This window comes from Hydrotalea lipotrueae (genome assembly GCF_019249625.1).
GTDB lineage: Bacteria > Bacteroidota > Bacteroidia > Chitinophagales > Chitinophagaceae > Hydrotalea > Hydrotalea flava.
Map to the genome: position 1 here is coordinate 39119 of NZ_JAESDL010000020.1, position 15719 is coordinate 54837.

General features: G+C 36.0%; 18 protein-coding genes and 1 tRNA gene. 12 read left to right on the forward strand and 7 right to left on the reverse strand.

All coding sequences use genetic code 11. The features are described 5' to 3' along the window. Positions 1 to 638 precede the first annotated feature (638 nt). The 3 genes from JK139_RS11725 (at position 639) to trxA (ending at position 2515) form a co-directional block, all read left to right on the forward strand. Positions 639 to 1058, forward strand: a complete 420-nt coding sequence (locus tag JK139_RS11725) for an Hsp20/alpha crystallin family protein (RefSeq protein WP_262900185.1) — start codon at positions 639 to 641, stop codon at positions 1056 to 1058. A 175-nt stretch (positions 1059 to 1233) separates the two neighbouring features. Continuing rightward, positions 1234 to 2178, forward strand: a complete 945-nt coding sequence (locus JK139_RS11730; RefSeq protein ID WP_218331350.1) for a DnaJ C-terminal domain-containing protein — start codon at positions 1234 to 1236, stop codon at positions 2176 to 2178. Between the two features lie 31 nt (positions 2179 to 2209). After that, positions 2210 to 2515, forward strand: a complete 306-nt coding sequence (trxA, locus tag JK139_RS11735) for a thioredoxin (protein WP_218331351.1) — start codon at positions 2210 to 2212, stop codon at positions 2513 to 2515. Between the two features lie 60 nt (positions 2516 to 2575). Here the strand turns inward: trxA and JK139_RS11740 are convergent, their stop codons facing one another. Together JK139_RS11740 and JK139_RS11745 are read right to left on the reverse strand one after the other, a co-directional pair. Then, positions 2576 to 3682, reverse strand: coding sequence for a fatty acid desaturase family protein (locus tag JK139_RS11740; RefSeq protein ID WP_228733213.1), 1107 nt, complete (start codon positions 3680 to 3682; stop codon positions 2576 to 2578). Positions 3683 to 3821: 139 nt separating this feature from the next. After that, positions 3822 to 4526 carry a Crp/Fnr family transcriptional regulator gene (locus JK139_RS11745; protein ID WP_218331352.1) on the reverse strand — a complete coding sequence of 235 codons (705 nt, stop codon included), beginning with the start codon at positions 4524 to 4526 and terminating at the stop codon, positions 3822 to 3824. Between the two features lie 149 nt (positions 4527 to 4675). Between JK139_RS11745 and JK139_RS11750 the strand changes: the two genes are divergently transcribed. Genes JK139_RS11750 through JK139_RS11760 form a run of 3 tightly spaced genes read left to right on the forward strand, consistent with a single transcriptional unit; the run spans position 4676 to position 6322 of the window. Continuing rightward, positions 4676 to 5281, forward strand: coding sequence for a methyltransferase domain-containing protein (locus JK139_RS11750; protein ID WP_218331353.1), 606 nt, complete (start codon positions 4676 to 4678; stop codon positions 5279 to 5281). 55 nt (positions 5282 to 5336) lie between these two features. Continuing rightward, on the forward strand, positions 5337 to 6026 hold the full coding sequence (locus JK139_RS11755; protein ID WP_218331354.1) for a carbonic anhydrase: 690 nt from the start codon (positions 5337 to 5339) through the stop codon (positions 6024 to 6026). Positions 6027 to 6037: 11 nt separating this feature from the next. Further along, complete coding sequence (locus JK139_RS11760; RefSeq protein ID WP_074417796.1) at positions 6038 to 6322, forward strand: hypothetical protein; 285 nt, start codon at positions 6038 to 6040, stop codon at positions 6320 to 6322. Between the two features lie 56 nt (positions 6323 to 6378). On the opposite strand, the gene JK139_RS11765 is transcribed toward JK139_RS11760, so the two are convergent. The 4 genes from JK139_RS11765 to JK139_RS11780 form a co-directional block, all read right to left on the reverse strand. Continuing rightward, positions 6379 to 7080, reverse strand: coding sequence for a DUF3307 domain-containing protein (locus tag JK139_RS11765; RefSeq protein WP_218331355.1), 702 nt, complete (start codon positions 7078 to 7080; stop codon positions 6379 to 6381). Beyond that, positions 7077 to 7706, reverse strand: coding sequence for a hypothetical protein (locus JK139_RS11770; RefSeq protein ID WP_074417797.1), 630 nt, complete (start codon positions 7704 to 7706; stop codon positions 7077 to 7079). The genes JK139_RS11765 and JK139_RS11770 overlap by 4 nt, the downstream gene beginning before the upstream one ends. 138 nt (positions 7707 to 7844) lie before the next feature. Then, positions 7845 to 7928, reverse strand: a tRNA-Leu gene (locus JK139_RS11775). Between the two features lie 31 nt (positions 7929 to 7959). Then, complete coding sequence (locus JK139_RS11780) at positions 7960 to 8928, reverse strand: LuxE/PaaK family acyltransferase (RefSeq protein WP_074419190.1); 969 nt, start codon at positions 8926 to 8928, stop codon at positions 7960 to 7962. Between the two features lie 55 nt (positions 8929 to 8983). Between JK139_RS11780 and JK139_RS11785 the strand changes: the two genes are divergently transcribed. The 6 genes from JK139_RS11785 (at position 8984) to JK139_RS11810 (ending at position 14530) form a co-directional block, all read left to right on the forward strand. Continuing rightward, positions 8984 to 9436: a hypothetical protein gene (locus JK139_RS11785; protein ID WP_141676743.1), complete on the forward strand. Its 453-nt coding sequence runs from the start codon at positions 8984 to 8986 to the stop codon at positions 9434 to 9436. Continuing rightward, complete coding sequence (locus JK139_RS11790) at positions 9436 to 10350, forward strand: UbiA prenyltransferase family protein (RefSeq protein ID WP_074419189.1); 915 nt, start codon at positions 9436 to 9438, stop codon at positions 10348 to 10350. Before JK139_RS11785 ends, JK139_RS11790 begins: the two co-directional genes overlap by 1 nt. An 18-nt stretch (positions 10351 to 10368) precedes the next feature. Then, positions 10369 to 11478 carry a M42 family metallopeptidase gene (locus tag JK139_RS11795; protein ID WP_074419188.1) on the forward strand — a complete coding sequence of 370 codons (1110 nt, stop codon included), beginning with the start codon at positions 10369 to 10371 and terminating at the stop codon, positions 11476 to 11478. 63 nt (positions 11479 to 11541) lie between these two features. Further along, positions 11542 to 12390, forward strand: coding sequence for a type 1 glutamine amidotransferase (locus JK139_RS11800; protein ID WP_074419187.1), 849 nt, complete (start codon positions 11542 to 11544; stop codon positions 12388 to 12390). A 75-nt stretch (positions 12391 to 12465) separates the two neighbouring features. After that, complete coding sequence (locus tag JK139_RS11805; RefSeq protein WP_218331356.1) at positions 12466 to 13671, forward strand: hypothetical protein; 1206 nt, start codon at positions 12466 to 12468, stop codon at positions 13669 to 13671. A gap of 70 nt (positions 13672 to 13741) precedes the next feature. Continuing rightward, positions 13742 to 14530 (forward strand): hypothetical protein, encoded by a 789-nt coding sequence (locus tag JK139_RS11810; RefSeq protein ID WP_218331357.1) that lies wholly within the window; start codon positions 13742 to 13744, stop codon positions 14528 to 14530. A 46-nt stretch (positions 14531 to 14576) separates the two neighbouring features. Here the strand turns inward: JK139_RS11810 and JK139_RS11815 are convergent, their stop codons facing one another. Then, positions 14577 to 15716 carry an efflux RND transporter periplasmic adaptor subunit gene (locus tag JK139_RS11815; protein ID WP_176712982.1) on the reverse strand — a complete coding sequence of 380 codons (1140 nt, stop codon included), beginning with the start codon at positions 15714 to 15716 and terminating at the stop codon, positions 14577 to 14579. Positions 15717 to 15719 lie beyond the last annotated feature (3 nt).

The window sequence follows — 15719 nt, forward strand, 5'->3', positions numbered from 1 at the left end:
TGCCTTTCTTCTATTTGCATTTTTAGTAAAAGTATTTTTAGCAATATTTTTAAAATTACTAATCGCCTTCATGTAAAACAAAAACATGGCTAATATAAAAAGCAATACAACTGGTATATAGTATAACGGATAAAACGCTAATGCCTCACTTCAACCAATTTTGCTTTTGTTGCCGGCAGCTATGGTACAATACACAATTTTGATTGGCGCATAAACACTATTGCCCAACCCAATAACTGCAATGAAAGCAACACAAGCACAATTCCCAAAAAATTCCATTCAAAATATGGCGTGAGTGCAATGAGTGCAGCAATTGCAAACATTTGCCCGGACACTAACTAAGCAATATGAAATTTTTTTTGACATAAAAGGTATGCCGCAAGTTACGAAGATGTATTCAGGCAGTATTCCTCCCCATATTCCCAATTCAATTCTGACAGAAATACAGCAACCCCACAATTAAAATGTCATTTTTTCTTAATTTATACACTTTGTCTGCCAAAAAGTATGCAACAAATACACTTGCACAGGATTTGAGGATTGAGTTTGCAAAATGCTGAATAAAATATCCTTCAGCAAAAAAATGGATTGTTAACCAATAAAATAATACAACTATGACACTCGTAAAAAGTAACAACATGACACCTGTTTTCAACAGGTTATTTGATGATTTCTTTAACAATGATTGGGCTGATTGGGGCCTTCGGAATTTTTCAGGGGAAGGCAGCACCTTACCCAAGGTAAACATTAAAGAGGATGACAACGGCTATACCGTTGAAATGGCAGCTCCGGGCATGAAAAAAGAGGATTTTAATGTAAACTTAGACAAACAAGTGCTGACCATTAGTGCTGAAGCAAAAGAGGAAAAAGAAGAGAAAAAAGCCAATTACAGCAGGAAGGAATTCAATTATCAAAGTTTTCAACGCAGTTTTAGTTTGCCTGAAACTGCTGATGATGAAAAAATTTCTGCTCAGTACAAGGATGGCATCTTAAACATTTACATCCCCAAAAAAGAAGAAGCAAAACCCAAACCTGCTAAAACCATAGCTATTGCTTAAGCCGAAGTTGAAGAAAGAAACGCAATGGGTTGTGCGGCTGCAACAGTATAAGCACAACCCATTTCATTTGCATGCATTTGGTTTATTAAAATGCACAACTGTAAACAGGTAAATATGAGGTTGATCAGTTGTAAAATATCAAAACAAGTATAACTTTATCTGTAAACAACAATTTATGCAATATCAGGATTATTATAGCTTATTGGGCATTGCTAAATCTGCCACAGCCGATGAAATTAAAAAAGCGTATCGGAAGCTGGCTGTAAAATATCATCCCGATAAAAACCCCAATAACAAAGAGGCAGAAGATAAATTTAAGCAGATAAATGAAGCCTATGAAGTATTAGGCGACCCGGAAAAAAGAAAAAAATACGATACACTTGGCGCCAACTGGAAGCAATATGAACAAAGCGGATTTTCAGGTAATCCGTTTGGCGAGCAAGGCGGTAATAATGGTGGGGGACAATATTACCAGTTCCAGGGTGATCCCTCTGAATTTTTTGGCGGTGCCGGAAGTGGATTTTCTGACTTCTTTGAGGCTTTTTTTGGCGGAATGAGAAGTAACACTAAAACAAAATCACGCACCCCGTTTGGTAGTAGCAGCCAATTTGAATCGAGGTCATCGGATCTTACCGGAGAGGTTACCATATCACTTCAAGAAGCCTATACCGGTACTGAAAGATTGATCAGCACAGGCACTGAAAAAATAAAACTGAATATCAAACCCGGTGCCTATGAAGGACTTCAGTTAAAGGCAAAGGGAAAAGGAATAAAAAACAGTTCCGGAAAAGCCGGCGATTTATACATTAATGTTCATGTACAACCAAATACTGTTTTTACACGCAAGGAAAATGATTTGTATATGGATTTGCAAGTAGATGTATTTACCATGCTTTTAGGTGGTAAACAGGAAGTAATTACATTGGGTGGAAAAATAAACTTAACATTACCAGAATGCTGTGCCAATGGTAAAACCATGCGTTTAAAAGGTAAAGGAATGCCGGTATATAACCAACCTGGCACATTTGGAGATTTATATGTAACCCTGCATGCATTAATACCAACAAAACTTTCAGCAAAACAAAAAAGTTTACTGAATGAGGCTAAAAATGCTGCTTAAATAAAATATAATAAAAATAAAATATAATTTTATGACAGGAAATTTCAATCAAATTATAGCTGATACCAAACCCGTTTTGGTAGATTTTTTTGCAGAATGGTGCGGCCCCTGCAAAATGATGGCCCCAACCCTTCAGGAAGTGGCAAGAACTACAGGAAATGCAGCAAGAGTCATTAAAATTGACGTGGATAAAAACCCTGTGCTGGCTGCTAAATACCAAATTCAGGGCGTGCCCACTTTAATTTTATTCAAAGCAGGAAAAATATTGTGGCGCCAAAGTGGTGTAGTGCCTAAAAATGTAATCATGCAGCAGCTACAGCCCCATTTGACTGCATAAAGGAGCTAATTTTTTCAGGGAAAATTGTTACCCATCCAATTTTTATTGAACACCATTGCTTTACATGGTTTCTTCAAAAATATTATCATGATATGCATTGCTTTTTAAAAGTTGGTAATGCCGGTATAATGCCTGCCATAAACTAACTTTTCGATAGGGTAACCCATGCTTCGCTGCAAATTGCTCAATTACCTTTGTTATTGCCGGATAATACACATGGTGTACACACGGAAATAAGTGATGGGCGATGTGATAGTTAAAACATCCCATAAAAAATCTGGTAAACCAATTATCTTCCACAATATCATTCGTGCAGGATAATTGATGCATTAACCAACTATCAGGCATGTCACCTTTCTCGTCAGGCAATGGAAATGCATTATCCAAACTGGCATGCGGTGGCAATAATACAATCAGAGATATAATACTGGCAGTAAACATCATGATTAAAAAAGCAGCAAGTATGGTTAGCCATTTAAAACCCAATATGTATTTTGGAATGATGATGATATAGCTAAAAAAAAACAATTTAAATAAGAATAGTTTTATATATTCAATAGCAGGAATATTGGCTACTTTCCATACTAACTTTTTTTTGTTGAAATAATCTTTAAAGTCACGCACCAGCAACCAGTTTAATAAATACAATGGATATAAGAACGGCAAATAAATATGTTGGTATTGATGCCATTTTTCGTACCGCCCATGCGGAAACACACGAGCCATTGGACTTTGTTCAAAATCACTATCCCAACCCATAACATTGGGATAATTATGGTGCAACCGAACATGTCTGATACGGAAAATAAAACTGTTAGCACCCATTAAATCAAACAGGTATACATACAATCGGTTCAATCGCTTTGATTTAAAAATAGTACCATGTACGGCTTCATGAATTAAAGTAAGATAATTTACTACCAACATAAAGCCCATTACAGCATACATTAACCATAAAATAGTATGATTCTCCCCAAAAACTAAAGCAAATATCCAAGCCGCAAAATAAATGAACGGAAACAACCATGCTTTTAAAGTAGCCTGATTTTTTACAGAGGGTTGCAATGTTGAGATGGTGGCATTTACCCGGGTTCTTAAAGATTGAAATAAAACTTCATCTTTTAATTTTCTAAAAACGGGTTTGGCAGGCTTTACAAACATTTCCATGCTAACAAAATTTTGAGTTTTACAATAGCTGTTGGGAAATGGTGAAAACTCAAAACAATATTTAGAAAAATATTACTGCAAAATTAATAATATTGGAATAAAAAATGGAATATGGGCTGTAAAATTTCTATTCAGCCCATTACATATTGGCAACTTTTATCAAAGCATCTACATCTAGAATAATAATTTTTCTGCCTTTGGTCATTAACCATCCTTCGTCTTTAAATTCAGATAAAATTCTTACTACATTTTCTCTGGCAGTGCCTACCAGGCTGGCCAAATCATCCCTGCTCATGTTTATTTCAACTGCATTGCCTTCCATAAAATGGTCTTTATATTTTTCACGCAATACTACTAATTGCAAAGCCAGGCGTTCCCGAACTGATTTTTGGGCAATAATGCTTAAACTGTTGGCCAGTACGGCAAATTCATGGCTGAGTGTTTTTAATAAACGTGTACCCAAAAAAGCAGAAACAGCAAGGGTTTGCAAAAAATCTTCTTTAGGAATAAAAGCAATAATACTTTTTTCTAATGCAGCAGCAGAATCGGGGAACCGATCACCGGAAATAATGGCGTGGTATCCAATCAATTCACCGGTATTGGCTACATAAATAATGTGTTCTTTCCGGTTTTTATCAATTTTATATTTTTTTACTTTGCCCTTCACAATATAAAAAATACCCGATGGATAACTGTTTTCGCGAAAAATAATTTCTCCTTTATCATATTCCTGTTCTGTTTGGTTTGCAAGCAAAATGGCCTTATCCTCATCCGGCAAATCGGCCAGAATAGATTCGCTTTTAAAATCCCATTGATCTATCGGAAATTTTTGATGAATGCTCATACTGCTTCAAAGTTATTTGTTTAAAGTTGAGAAATATTACTTTTCTGAATGAGAACTTTCACGTTTATGACCTGAATCTGTTGCTAACTTTGACCTGATAAATGTGTTAACCTGCATTTTGAAGAAATGAATGCACCAAAAGAGCTGCTATGGATAAGATATATATTAAAAATGCCAGAGAAAAATGGATGGAAAATGATGCCGCATTTCATCAGCTTTATCCAAAAGAAATACAATTACTGGCCAAAAAACATTGGACACCCATTGAAGTTGCCCGAATTGCAGCCGATTTTTTAGTGAGCCAGAAAAATGAAAAAATATTAGACATTGGCAGCGGTGCAGGTAAATTTTGTATAGTTGCAGGTTACTATAAACCTGATGCTTTTTTTTATGGTGTAGAACAAAGAAAAAGTTTAATTGAAGTAGCGGAGGCCGCTAAATTAAAATTAGGCATCCCCAATGCGTTTTTTATAGAAGGCAATTTTACACAATTGAATTTTAACGACTATCATCACTTTTATTTTTACAATGCATTTTTTGAAAATATTGCCGGAACAGATAAAATAGATGAGAGTATTGACTATTCATTAGAACTCTATAATTATTACAACCGCTACCTCTATAAGCAATTAGAAACAAAACCTGCCGGCACAAAGCTGGTTACTTTTCATAGTTTAGAAAATGAGGTACCCCGTAATTATACGCTGGTAGATGCCCGAATGGATAATTTGTTAAAGTGCTGGATAAAAATATAAGTTGATACAAAAATGGTTTTCATCATTTGCATACAATCATCACAAATATAGCTTCATGCAGCCCTATTCCGGTTATATAAAATTAATTTTTATTTTACTATTTTTTTCAGCAGGCGTTCTGCCTGCTCAGCCGCCCAAAAAATTATTACAGCCTTTAAATGGCAGTACTGCTTTTCAGCAATTAATGGCCGGTAATAACCGATATGTTAACATGCACCCATTACACCCCGACCAAAACAGGCATCGCTTCGAGGAAACGGCAGTTAACCAACACCCTATTGCAGTAGTGGTTTGCTGCTCAGACAGCAGAGTAGCGCCGGAACTATTCTTCGATCAGGGTATTGGCGATTTATTTGTAATTAGAACTGCCGGAAATGTTTTAGGTAATTTTGAAATAGGTAGTATTGAATATGCGGTGGAACATTTGAATGTACACCTTATTATGATTGTTGGCCATGAACATTGTGGGGCTATTCAGGCCTTGGCCGATCATTCTAAAAATGAGGGATTTTTACAGGTGATTATTGACAGCCTTGCCAAAGAACCGGAAATAGCAAAGGTCGGTGAGATGGATCAACTGCACACCCTTCCACTCATCAAAGCGAATGTTATGCATGGCATACATCAGTTATTAACACAATCTACTTACATTCAACAAGCAGTAAAAGATAAAGGTGTACAAGTAATTGGAGGTATTTATCAATTAAACAACGGAAAAGTGATACCTTTAAATTCCTCCTACTAAATAAATCATTTATGCTACCCGCTATTCAACCCCATTATCAGGAACTTCTTGAAAAAATTCTTGTTGCCGGCAATCAGGATGAAGTAAAGAATCAAATTGATGAATTTATGGATTTATTGCAGCAAATGGGAACAGATGAAGAAAAAATGAAGCGAATTTTATTGGAAATCCAAACACATTTGGACCAATGCAATCCTTTTCATTATGATGCACAACAATGGAGTAATATTAAAATGGCAGATATTTATTGTTTTGAAATTCATCAAAGTATATCGGGCATTCATTACTCCTCTTAATGATGAAAGCGCATTTATTAGGGTTCATTTTAATATTGTTGCTTTAATGCTGTTTATTATAATTTAATCAGCACACCTACCACTACTGCAATGGCTAAGCTCAATAATGTACCCACTACCAGATATTCTGTTTTTATTTCCTGACGATCTTTTTCATTAAAACGAATCAGGGCTTTTGCAGCTACCAATAAACCAATGGCTGCATATTGTGCATATAAAACAAATATCAGTACAATGATCCGTTCTGCAATACCGATCCATTTTCCGGCATTGGCAAGGCTTTCTACAAATTCAATTTTATCGCGCCACTGGCAGGTAAACTGGTCTATAAAAATTGCTGCTGGGGTTGTAATGAATACAAACCCTGTTACTATTTTCCACACCTTAACATTTTCATAATATGGCTGAAGGATAGCCAACAAAGAACCCAGGTTAAAAAAAGTAAAATACCAACAAGCAACAATTACCAGAAAGTGCAATACCTGGTCGATAATAAAATATTGTACTGTTGGCTTTTGATAAGATTTCCACCCATCAATGCACAAATGCGTAATAAAAATTACTATAACCACCCAATGGTATTGAAAACCCAGCATACACCAAACCACCAATGCAGTAATAAAAACATGAAGGTATAAATACAACGATAGAAAATGACGGCTGTAACGCGCTTTTATCCAGCTTGTGGGCTGAAGAATAAAATCGGTTAACAGGTGTGATAAAATCAATTTGATGAACCAAATCAGTGCTGTATTCATACCATAATCAATTGAATCATATTTTCGTAATGCTGCAACAAAGCTTCAATTTCCTGCCAGCGGGCCGATACCACATGCTGATGAATGGTACTTTTACTTTTTTTCATTTTAAGGGCAATTGTTTGTTGCATTTCACCCCTCATTAACTCTATTAAAACAGCAGCTTGTTTTGCAGTCAGTTCATTAAAAATAGCATCCACATAAGCAGATAAAATTTGCAAAGCCTCTTGTGCCAAAGCATGCTGTATTCCGAATACAAGTCTTTGATTCAATGCTGCCATTGTATCAAACAGCCGGCCTGAAAGTAAAAAAGCTTCTCCACGTGCTGTTTTTAAATTTTTCACCGGTATTTCTACTGTTCCTAAGCCGATACTGATTTTAATATCTGATGCTACCTTATTTTTATCGCCAAAAGATAGTTGAATGGCAGCCAATCGTGCCTGTAAGGCCAGTTTTAATGCATCTTTAGGATGCGAGAGATATACCTGAAAACTATCTCCACGATAAAATTCCATTATACAACCGGAAAAAATTTGCTGTATTGCCTGCATTAATTTTTTAGCTTTCAAGGCAGGAAGCCGGGTAGAGTTTACAATATCGCAAGTAAGTACAGCGTGCATTGCCATAAAAAGTTCGTTTTCATAAATATACAAACTTTTCAATAATTCGTTTAAAAAAACGAATTTTTAAATAATTCGTATATATATACGAACATTAAATTATTGATGAAAAAGGCAGTTATTCTAACCGCCAAGATAATATAGTGCCCAGGACTGGATTCGAACCAGCACATCCTTGCGAACGCTGCGACCTGAACACAGTGCGTCTACCAATTTCGCCACCTGGGCATCTGTTTCTGGGCTGCAAATATAATTGCATTTATGTAACCAACAAACTGCAACCCCGAATATCACTATTATCTAACCGACCCCACACCTCAAAACTACCATCTGCATAAACTTTTCCCACATCATCCGTAGCAATAAAACTGCAGCTATACAGATTTGCTAAATCAATAATATTCAAAATACCTTCCCCTTGTAACTGTACATCCAACGGATCATCCTCATTTCGCACCAAAACCTGCATCCAAGATGGGCAGTAAAACCTGCCATTCCCGGATGAATAGGCCTGTGATAGTAACTCTGTCATACCATACTCAGCATGCACATGGGATATACCAAAAGCTTTTTTTAATTGCTGATGCAGTGCTTCACGGGTTATTTCCTTTCTTCGACCCTTCATTCCCCCTGTTTCCATAATGATGGTATTTTGTAAAGGCAGCGGAAATTGTTCGGCAAAATCAAGCAGGGCAAACGTAACTCCAATTAATATTACCGGCTGGCCGGCTGCCTCTAAACGCTGTAAAGTGGCATGCAATTGTTCATATTCATACAAATAGAAACCACTGTCGGGATGCCTGCTTTGTTGCACCAATGTATGCACCATCGCCACTAATGAAGAATGCTTCCTTTCCAAATATGCAGGCAGTAGCCCAATAATACACCAATCTTGTGGCGCACCATAAAATAGTTGAAAAGCAGTTAAAAAGCTGGTTTCATAAATCTGCCAATCCTTTACATAATGTTTACTATTTACGGTTGCGGTGGTGCCGCTGCTTTCAAAAATAATGGGAGGTTCAAAAGCTGTAGTTGTAATAACATGAGTTTTAAAAAAGGAAATGGGAAGAAAAGGAATGGAATCAATTGTATTTTGCTGCTTACCGCCAGTTAATTCAAACCATTGGCGATAAACGGTGTTATTTTTTAATTGAAAATGAAACACTTCCTGAATTACTTTCGTTTTATTTTGAGGTGTAATTGAAAAAATCTTGTTAAGAAGTTCCATTATAGCGAAATAATGTTGAGATGAATGAATTATATTTGAATAGAATATGCAATTTATGAAGGCAAAAATATTAATGATTTTTTGTTTAACAGGACTAATAGCAGGTTGTTCGAAAAATAAATACACCACCCAACCGCAATTAAGCTTAAAAAGTGTGAGCAGAACTGTTGTTGCCAAAGGGCAAACCCTATCCTTTAATATTGAATTTACCGATAAAGAAGGAGACGTACAGGATAGTATGTGGATTCAAAAAGTTTCAAAAGTATGCCCTACCAGTCCTATTGCAAATTTTACCATTAATTTTCAGGTACCCAACTTCCCCTCTACCAAAAACCTGAAAGGCAACTTTGATATTAATTTCATTAACAATGTTACAGGTACCGGTTATTATTACATTACCGGATGTGGGAATGTGCCGGATACCTGCTATTTCAGGTTTGTTTTGAAAGATTTAGCCGGGCATACCAGTGATACGCTTGTTTCGCCGAATATTGTACTTTTACCCTGATGCAATTAAAAGCTTACAGGGGTATCATACCCGCAATTTTTTTTGGCAATTACTTTTATGGTATTTGTGTTGTAGCATTATCTGTTGAAACCGCCTTTCAGTTGAATGTGCCCTTCAACCCATGGCCCTATTATGTTTTAGTTTTTGCTGCAACCGTTGTTTATTATACCAAAGCATATCTTACCGAAAATATAGAAGATTCAGCTAACAAAAGAGCTCACTGGTATGTAAAACATCACCGTTGGGTATGGATTTCCCAAATCAGCTTATCCATCATTAGCCTGCTTTGTTTTTGTTTGCTGTTAAAAAGCAGCTGGCACCATATTTTCAATATGACTGCTACAGAGTGGTTACTATGGCTTTCCGTTCCCATTGTAGCAGGCTTGTATTACGGTATAGGCTTTACGAACTTTAAGCATTTTAATTTAAGAAATACAGGCTGGTTAAAACCTTTTGTAATTGGATTTGTATGGGCGGGTACCATTACCATTTATCCTATACTTTACAGGGCAATGACAGGGTATATTGCATTTCAATTAAATAGTTTTGATATAATGTTTTTCATCAAAAACTTCATGTTTATTGCTGTATTGTGTATTATGTTTGATATAAAAGATTATGCCACCGATTACAACCAACAACTTAAAACATTTGTAGTGCGAGTAGGTTTGCGTAAAACAATTTTTTATATTCTTATTCCACTTTGTGTAATAGGGTTTGGCACTTTTTTAGTGTATACCATTACACACCATTTCAGTGCAGCACGAATTATTTGGAATGCCATTCCATTTATACTCATTCTCACTGTGGCATACTCAATGCACAAACGGCAAAGCATTATGTATTATCTTATTATTATTGATGGATTAATGCTGGTAAAAGCCTGTTGTGGTATTTTCAGTACTTTATTCTAAACATTAAAATTGAATAATATGTCAAAAGAAAAGAAATCAAAAGCAATGTTACCGGAAGCCTCTATGGCATTTTTAAAAAGCTATATTAATACTCCATCGCCGGTTGGTTTTGAAAGTAGCGGACAAAAACTGTGGCTAAACTATATAAAAAATTACACAGATACAACATTTACCGATGCCTACGGAACTGCAGTAGGTATTATCAATCCAAATGAGGCATTTAAAGTTGTGATTGAAGCGCATGCCGATGAAATCAGTTGGTATGTTAATTACATTACAGACCAGGGTTTGATTTATTTGAAAAGAAATGGCGGTGTTGACCATCAGATCGCACCTTCCATGCGTGTTTTTATTCATGGCAAAAAAGGGTCGGTAAAAGCGGTATTTGGATGGCCGGCTATTCATACCCGCATGAGTAACGGCGATCAGAAAGAAAATCAGCCCAAGGTTGAAAATCTGTTTTTAGACTGCGGTGCAAGAAGCAAAAAAGAAGTAGAAGCATTGGGCATTCATATTGGCGCAGTGGTAACTTATGCCGATGGCTTTGATGAATTGGCCAACGAATATTTTATTGGCAGAGCTTTTGATAACCGTATTGGCGGATTTATGATTGCTGAAGTGACACGCTTGATAAAGGAGAATAAAGTAAAATTGCCATTTGCATTGTATATTGTGAATGCAGTTCAGGAAGAAATTGGTTTACGTGGTGCGGAAATGATTGCCAGAAGAATTAAACCGGATGTTGCCATTATTACTGATGTAACCCACGATACCCAAACGCCAATGATTAACAAAAATATTGAAGGCGATGTTGCCTGCGGTAAAGGCCCCTCACCTACTTATGGACCTGCAGTTCACAACAAACTACTTCATTTTGTTGAAGAAGTAGCAAAGAAAAAAGATATACCACTGCAAATGCGTGCAGTAAGCAGAAGCACCGGAACCGATACAGATAGTTTTGCTTACGCCAATGATGGCTGCCCCAGCGTGCTCATTTCCATACCACTGCGCTATATGCACACTACCGTAGAAATGATTCATAAAAAAGACATTGAACAAACCATTCACTTAATTTATGAAACATTAATTGCACTTACCCCCAAAACCAATTTAAGCTATTTTTCATAATACAAAAACAACTTCATTCATCCGGTAAAAAACAACATTCCTGCAATTCTTTATTTTTGCCGGATGAATGATTCTAAAAATGCCCAAAAACGCATTGCAATTCTGGATTTATATGATAGCCAGCCAAATGAAGGTATGCGATGTATTAAAGACATCATTGCAGCATGGGGTATTTTGAATAACACAAAAATACAGATGCAGGTATTTGATGTTCGCCAACAATTAGCAGTTCCTGATACATCCTTCGATGCTTATATTTCCAGTGGCGGGCCCGGTTCTCCCCTCGACAGTGAAGGTAATGAATGGGAAGCCGCTTATTTTAATTGGCTGCAATCCATTGAAACATTCAATCTACATGAATCGAATAACAATTTAAAAAAACATATACTTTTTATTTGTCATAGTTTTCAATTAGCCTGCAGGTATTATCAGGTAGGAACCGTTTCTCCAAGAAGATCTACCGCATTTGGTGTTTTCCCGGTGCATCTCCTACCCGCAGGAAAAAAGGAGCCACTCTTTCAAAATTTATCTGATCCTTTTTATGCAGTTGACAGCCGCAACTATCAGGTAATTGCACCAAATGAAACACGCATTGAAGCAATGGGCGGTGCATTTTTAGCCATAGAAAAAGAAAGACCCCATGTTCCTTATGAAAGAGCCATGATGGCCATTCGATTTAATCCTTTTTTTATCGGAACACAATTTCATCCTGAAGCAGATGCGGTTGGTATGCAAATGTATTTACAGCGGGCAGATAAAAAAAAGGCCGTAATTGATGAACATGGAGAAGAAAAATGGCAGAGCATGGTAGCACAATTACAAGACCCCGATAAAATTATGTTTACTTACCACCACATCATTCCTAATTTTTTAACAATGGCTTTAGAAGTGAAACAGACAGTTTCAATATAAATAGCATTTTAGAAAGAACAAATGATGGTATATGATGAATATGTTATATATTTATAGTACAGAAAAAAAAATACTATGGTACCATCTATTCGCCAATCATTTAATAGTGCGTTTTCTGAAAAAAAATATCAGCACTTCCTGCAATCACTCAACAGTAAACATCCCGGTGCCATTGATTTCAGAGTGGCTGAAACACCCATTTTTATTCCGGCTTCTTTTACAAAAAAAATGCTGAGTGCTTGTGAAAGTATTATAGATGTTATTGTTGCTACCAATTTTAAAAAACTTACAGAACAAGCTGTTCCTCAACAACTCATGGTGCCAAATGAAACGGATTATACAAATTTTATTGCATTTGATTTTGGCATTTGCACCGGAGATAATGGAGCTATAGAACCTCAATTAATTGAAATGCAGGGATTCCCATCTTTGTTTTCCTTCCAGGTATTATATGATGAAATTTTAAGGCAACATTTTGAAATACCAAAACAATATACTGCATTCTTAAATGGTTATGATGCAAACAGTTATATACAAACGCTCAAAAAAATAATTATTGGCAACCATCTTCCTGAAAATGTAATATTGCTGGAATTATTTCCACACCGGCAAAAAACCAGAATTGATTTTTATTGCACAAAAGATTATACCGGCATTGAAACAGTTTGTTTAACAGAATTAATGGTTGAAAATGAAAATATTTTCTATCTGCATCGGGGCCAAAAAACACCTGTATACAGGATATACAATCGAATAATTTTTGATGAATTGTTACAGCAATCCACTGCCGTTCAGAAAAAAGCAGCAGCTATTTTTTTTAACCCTGTAAAAGCAGAATGGATTCCGCATCCTAATTGGTTTTATCGTATCAGCAAATACACGTTACCATTTATAGAACACCCAAATATACCTGAAACACATTTTTTAAATTCTGTGCATCCTTTGCCTGTAAATTTAAACCAATATGTAGTAAAACCTGTTTTTTCATTTGCAGGCCAGGGGGTTATTATAGATGTAAATCAGGAAAACATTACAGCAATACCTGACCCTCAAAATTGGATTCTTCAAAAAAAAGTAGATTATGCTGCTATCATTGAAACGCCTAATACACCTGCAAAAGCTGAAATCAGACTGTTTTATTTTTGGGATGAAGACTGGAAACGCCCCAAAGCAATGATGAATTTAGCCAGATTAAGTAAAGGAAAAATGATTGGAACAAGGTATAACAAAGACCAAGAATGGGTGGGAGGCAGCATGGCATATTTTGAAAAACCTGCTTAAATTTCGTTTAAAAAGTGACGAGTGACCCATTGAATTCTGCAGTTAACAATGGTTTAGGTTACTTTTAAATATGAGGCAAAAAATTTTGTTTACCCTCTCTTTCATTTTCATTAGCTTCTTTAGCTATGCACAGGATAATTATGAAATACAGGTATACGGTTCACAAACACAACCCAAAGGGTCTGCCATGTTTGAATTGCACAGTAATTTTACATTTAATGGCGAAAAAGCCATCATAGACGGCGTACGACCTTCTAACCACGCCCTGCATGAAACTTTGGAAATTACAAATGGAATTACCGATAATTTTGAATTAGGATTTTATTTATTTACTAATTACACATCTCAATACGGTTATCAAATCATAGGCTCACACATACGCCCAAGAATTATGGCACCATTAAGTTGGCATTTACCGGTTGGGTTAAGCCTCTCTACAGAATTTGGTTACCAAAGTAAATACTACTCACCCGACACGTGGAGTATTGAGATTAGACCTATCGTTGATAAACAATGGAAGAATTTATATGTTTCATTCAATCCTACTGTAGGTGTAGCTTTAAAAGGAATTGACCAGCATAAAGCGCCTGATTTTGAGCCCAATGTAAAAGTTGCTTATCAATTTTTTAAAAATACCGATTTTGGATTTGAATATTATGGCTCCGTTGGGCCTATTAATAATTTTGAACAACTGCCGCAAGAAAACCATGCACTATTCCTTGTTTATGATTTAGAAAACAATAACGATTGGGAAGTAAATATTGGCCCCGGATGGGGTTTAACTCCTGCAACCGATGGTTTAGTATTTAAAGTGTTAATCGGGAGAAAAATAAAATGGGGACATAAAATGAATTCCTAACGGATATGCATTGTTGTACAAAACCGTTAGGAATACTTTTATAACATTAATTTTCCATTTTGTTTTTTAGTTTCCCCATTAGGGCATATGCATTTCCACCCGCTAATTGCACCGATAGCCAATTTATATAACCATTGGGCTTTATTTCTACATATCCATTCTGTGAAAGCCCTGTTTCAACTGGCGTTGCAACAAAAGTATTTTTTTCTTTTTGCACAAACACATATTCAGCACCATTGTAATGCACTACTGCATTTTCCGGAACCAAAATAGCCTGATGACTGGTAACATCAAACACACCGGTTAAAAACATACCGGGTAAAAGGCTGTGATTGGGTTTTTCAAAATGGCAATGCAACATTCCCGTTCTGTTATCATTTACATTTTTAGTAACTAAAATCACTTCTACATCATATTTTTTCTCACTATCGCTGATTAATGAAACTTTTCCGGCAGTACCTTTCTGAAACAATTCTATATCTTTTTCAAAAACAGTCATGGCGGCATGTATATCATCCGGGTTTACCAATTCAAACAAAACATCTGAAGGATTTACATATCGGCCAATATTCACATTTACTTTTGTTACATAGCCGGTAATAGGCGATAACAATTGCACAGTTCTGGATATATTTTGTATGGTTAGTTTAGCGGGATTGATATTAATCATCCTGAGTTTTTCTTCCATACCCTTTAACATGGCCATTTGAACATTATAATCAGATAAAGACTGTTGATATGTTTTTTTACTGGTTGCATCCTGTTCACTTAATTCCTTTTGCCGCTGTAAATCAGTTTCCAAAAAACCAAGTTTTGCTTTAGCTACCAGATAATCCTCTTGTAACTGTACATAACTCTGATCTTCCATTAATGCAATCACTTCTCCTTTGTGCACATTGGTTCCGGGCAGCAGATGTGTGCTTTTTAAGTATCCCCCTAAAGGAATACTCACTGATATCATACTTTGCGGAGGCACATCAACCATACCATTAATAGTAACTGTTTGGTGCATTATTTTTTTAATGGGTTGTATTAATTGAATACCTGCATTACGAAATTGCGTATCATTTAATACTACAACGGTATCGGCTTTACCGGTATCATTTTGAGTTTCAGTAGCTGAGGGTGAATTTTTACAAGCCAGTAACACACTGATTGTAATAGCCACAAAAATTAATTTATACATTTT

What these genes read in the sequence shown, in the direction of transcription:
- JK139_RS11725 (WP_262900185.1), top strand. Translation starts at nt 639, where the DNA reads ATGACACCTGTTTTCAACAGGTTATTTGATGATTTCTTTAACAATGAT.
- JK139_RS11730 (WP_218331350.1), top strand. Translation starts at nt 1,234, where the DNA reads ATGCAATATCAGGATTATTATAGCTTATTGGGCATTGCTAAATCTGCC.
- trxA (WP_218331351.1), top strand. Translation starts at nt 2,210, where the DNA reads ATGACAGGAAATTTCAATCAAATTATAGCTGATACCAAACCCGTTTTG.
- JK139_RS11740 (WP_228733213.1), bottom strand. Translation starts at nt 3,682, where the DNA reads ATGGAAATGTTTGTAAAGCCTGCCAAACCCGTTTTTAGAAAATTAAAA.
- JK139_RS11745 (WP_218331352.1), bottom strand. Translation starts at nt 4,526, where the DNA reads ATGAGCATTCATCAAAAATTTCCGATAGATCAATGGGATTTTAAAAGC.
- JK139_RS11750 (WP_218331353.1), top strand. Translation starts at nt 4,676, where the DNA reads ATGGATAAGATATATATTAAAAATGCCAGAGAAAAATGGATGGAAAAT.
- JK139_RS11755 (WP_218331354.1), top strand. Translation starts at nt 5,337, where the DNA reads ATGCAGCCCTATTCCGGTTATATAAAATTAATTTTTATTTTACTATTT.
- JK139_RS11760 (WP_074417796.1), top strand. Translation starts at nt 6,038, where the DNA reads ATGCTACCCGCTATTCAACCCCATTATCAGGAACTTCTTGAAAAAATT.
- JK139_RS11765 (WP_218331355.1), bottom strand. Translation starts at nt 7,080, where the DNA reads ATGAATACAGCACTGATTTGGTTCATCAAATTGATTTTATCACACCTG.
- JK139_RS11770 (WP_074417797.1), bottom strand. Translation starts at nt 7,706, where the DNA reads ATGGCAATGCACGCTGTACTTACTTGCGATATTGTAAACTCTACCCGG.
- JK139_RS11780 (WP_074419190.1), bottom strand. Translation starts at nt 8,928, where the DNA reads ATGGAACTTCTTAACAAGATTTTTTCAATTACACCTCAAAATAAAACG.
- JK139_RS11785 (WP_141676743.1), top strand. Translation starts at nt 8,984, where the DNA reads ATGAAGGCAAAAATATTAATGATTTTTTGTTTAACAGGACTAATAGCA.
- JK139_RS11790 (WP_074419189.1), top strand. Translation starts at nt 9,436, where the DNA reads ATGCAATTAAAAGCTTACAGGGGTATCATACCCGCAATTTTTTTTGGC.
- JK139_RS11795 (WP_074419188.1), top strand. Translation starts at nt 10,369, where the DNA reads ATGTCAAAAGAAAAGAAATCAAAAGCAATGTTACCGGAAGCCTCTATG.
- JK139_RS11800 (WP_074419187.1), top strand. Translation starts at nt 11,542, where the DNA reads ATGAATGATTCTAAAAATGCCCAAAAACGCATTGCAATTCTGGATTTA.
- JK139_RS11805 (WP_218331356.1), top strand. Translation starts at nt 12,466, where the DNA reads ATGGTACCATCTATTCGCCAATCATTTAATAGTGCGTTTTCTGAAAAA.
- JK139_RS11810 (WP_218331357.1), top strand. Translation starts at nt 13,742, where the DNA reads ATGAGGCAAAAAATTTTGTTTACCCTCTCTTTCATTTTCATTAGCTTC.
- JK139_RS11815 (WP_176712982.1), bottom strand. Translation starts at nt 15,716, where the DNA reads ATGTATAAATTAATTTTTGTGGCTATTACAATCAGTGTGTTACTGGCT.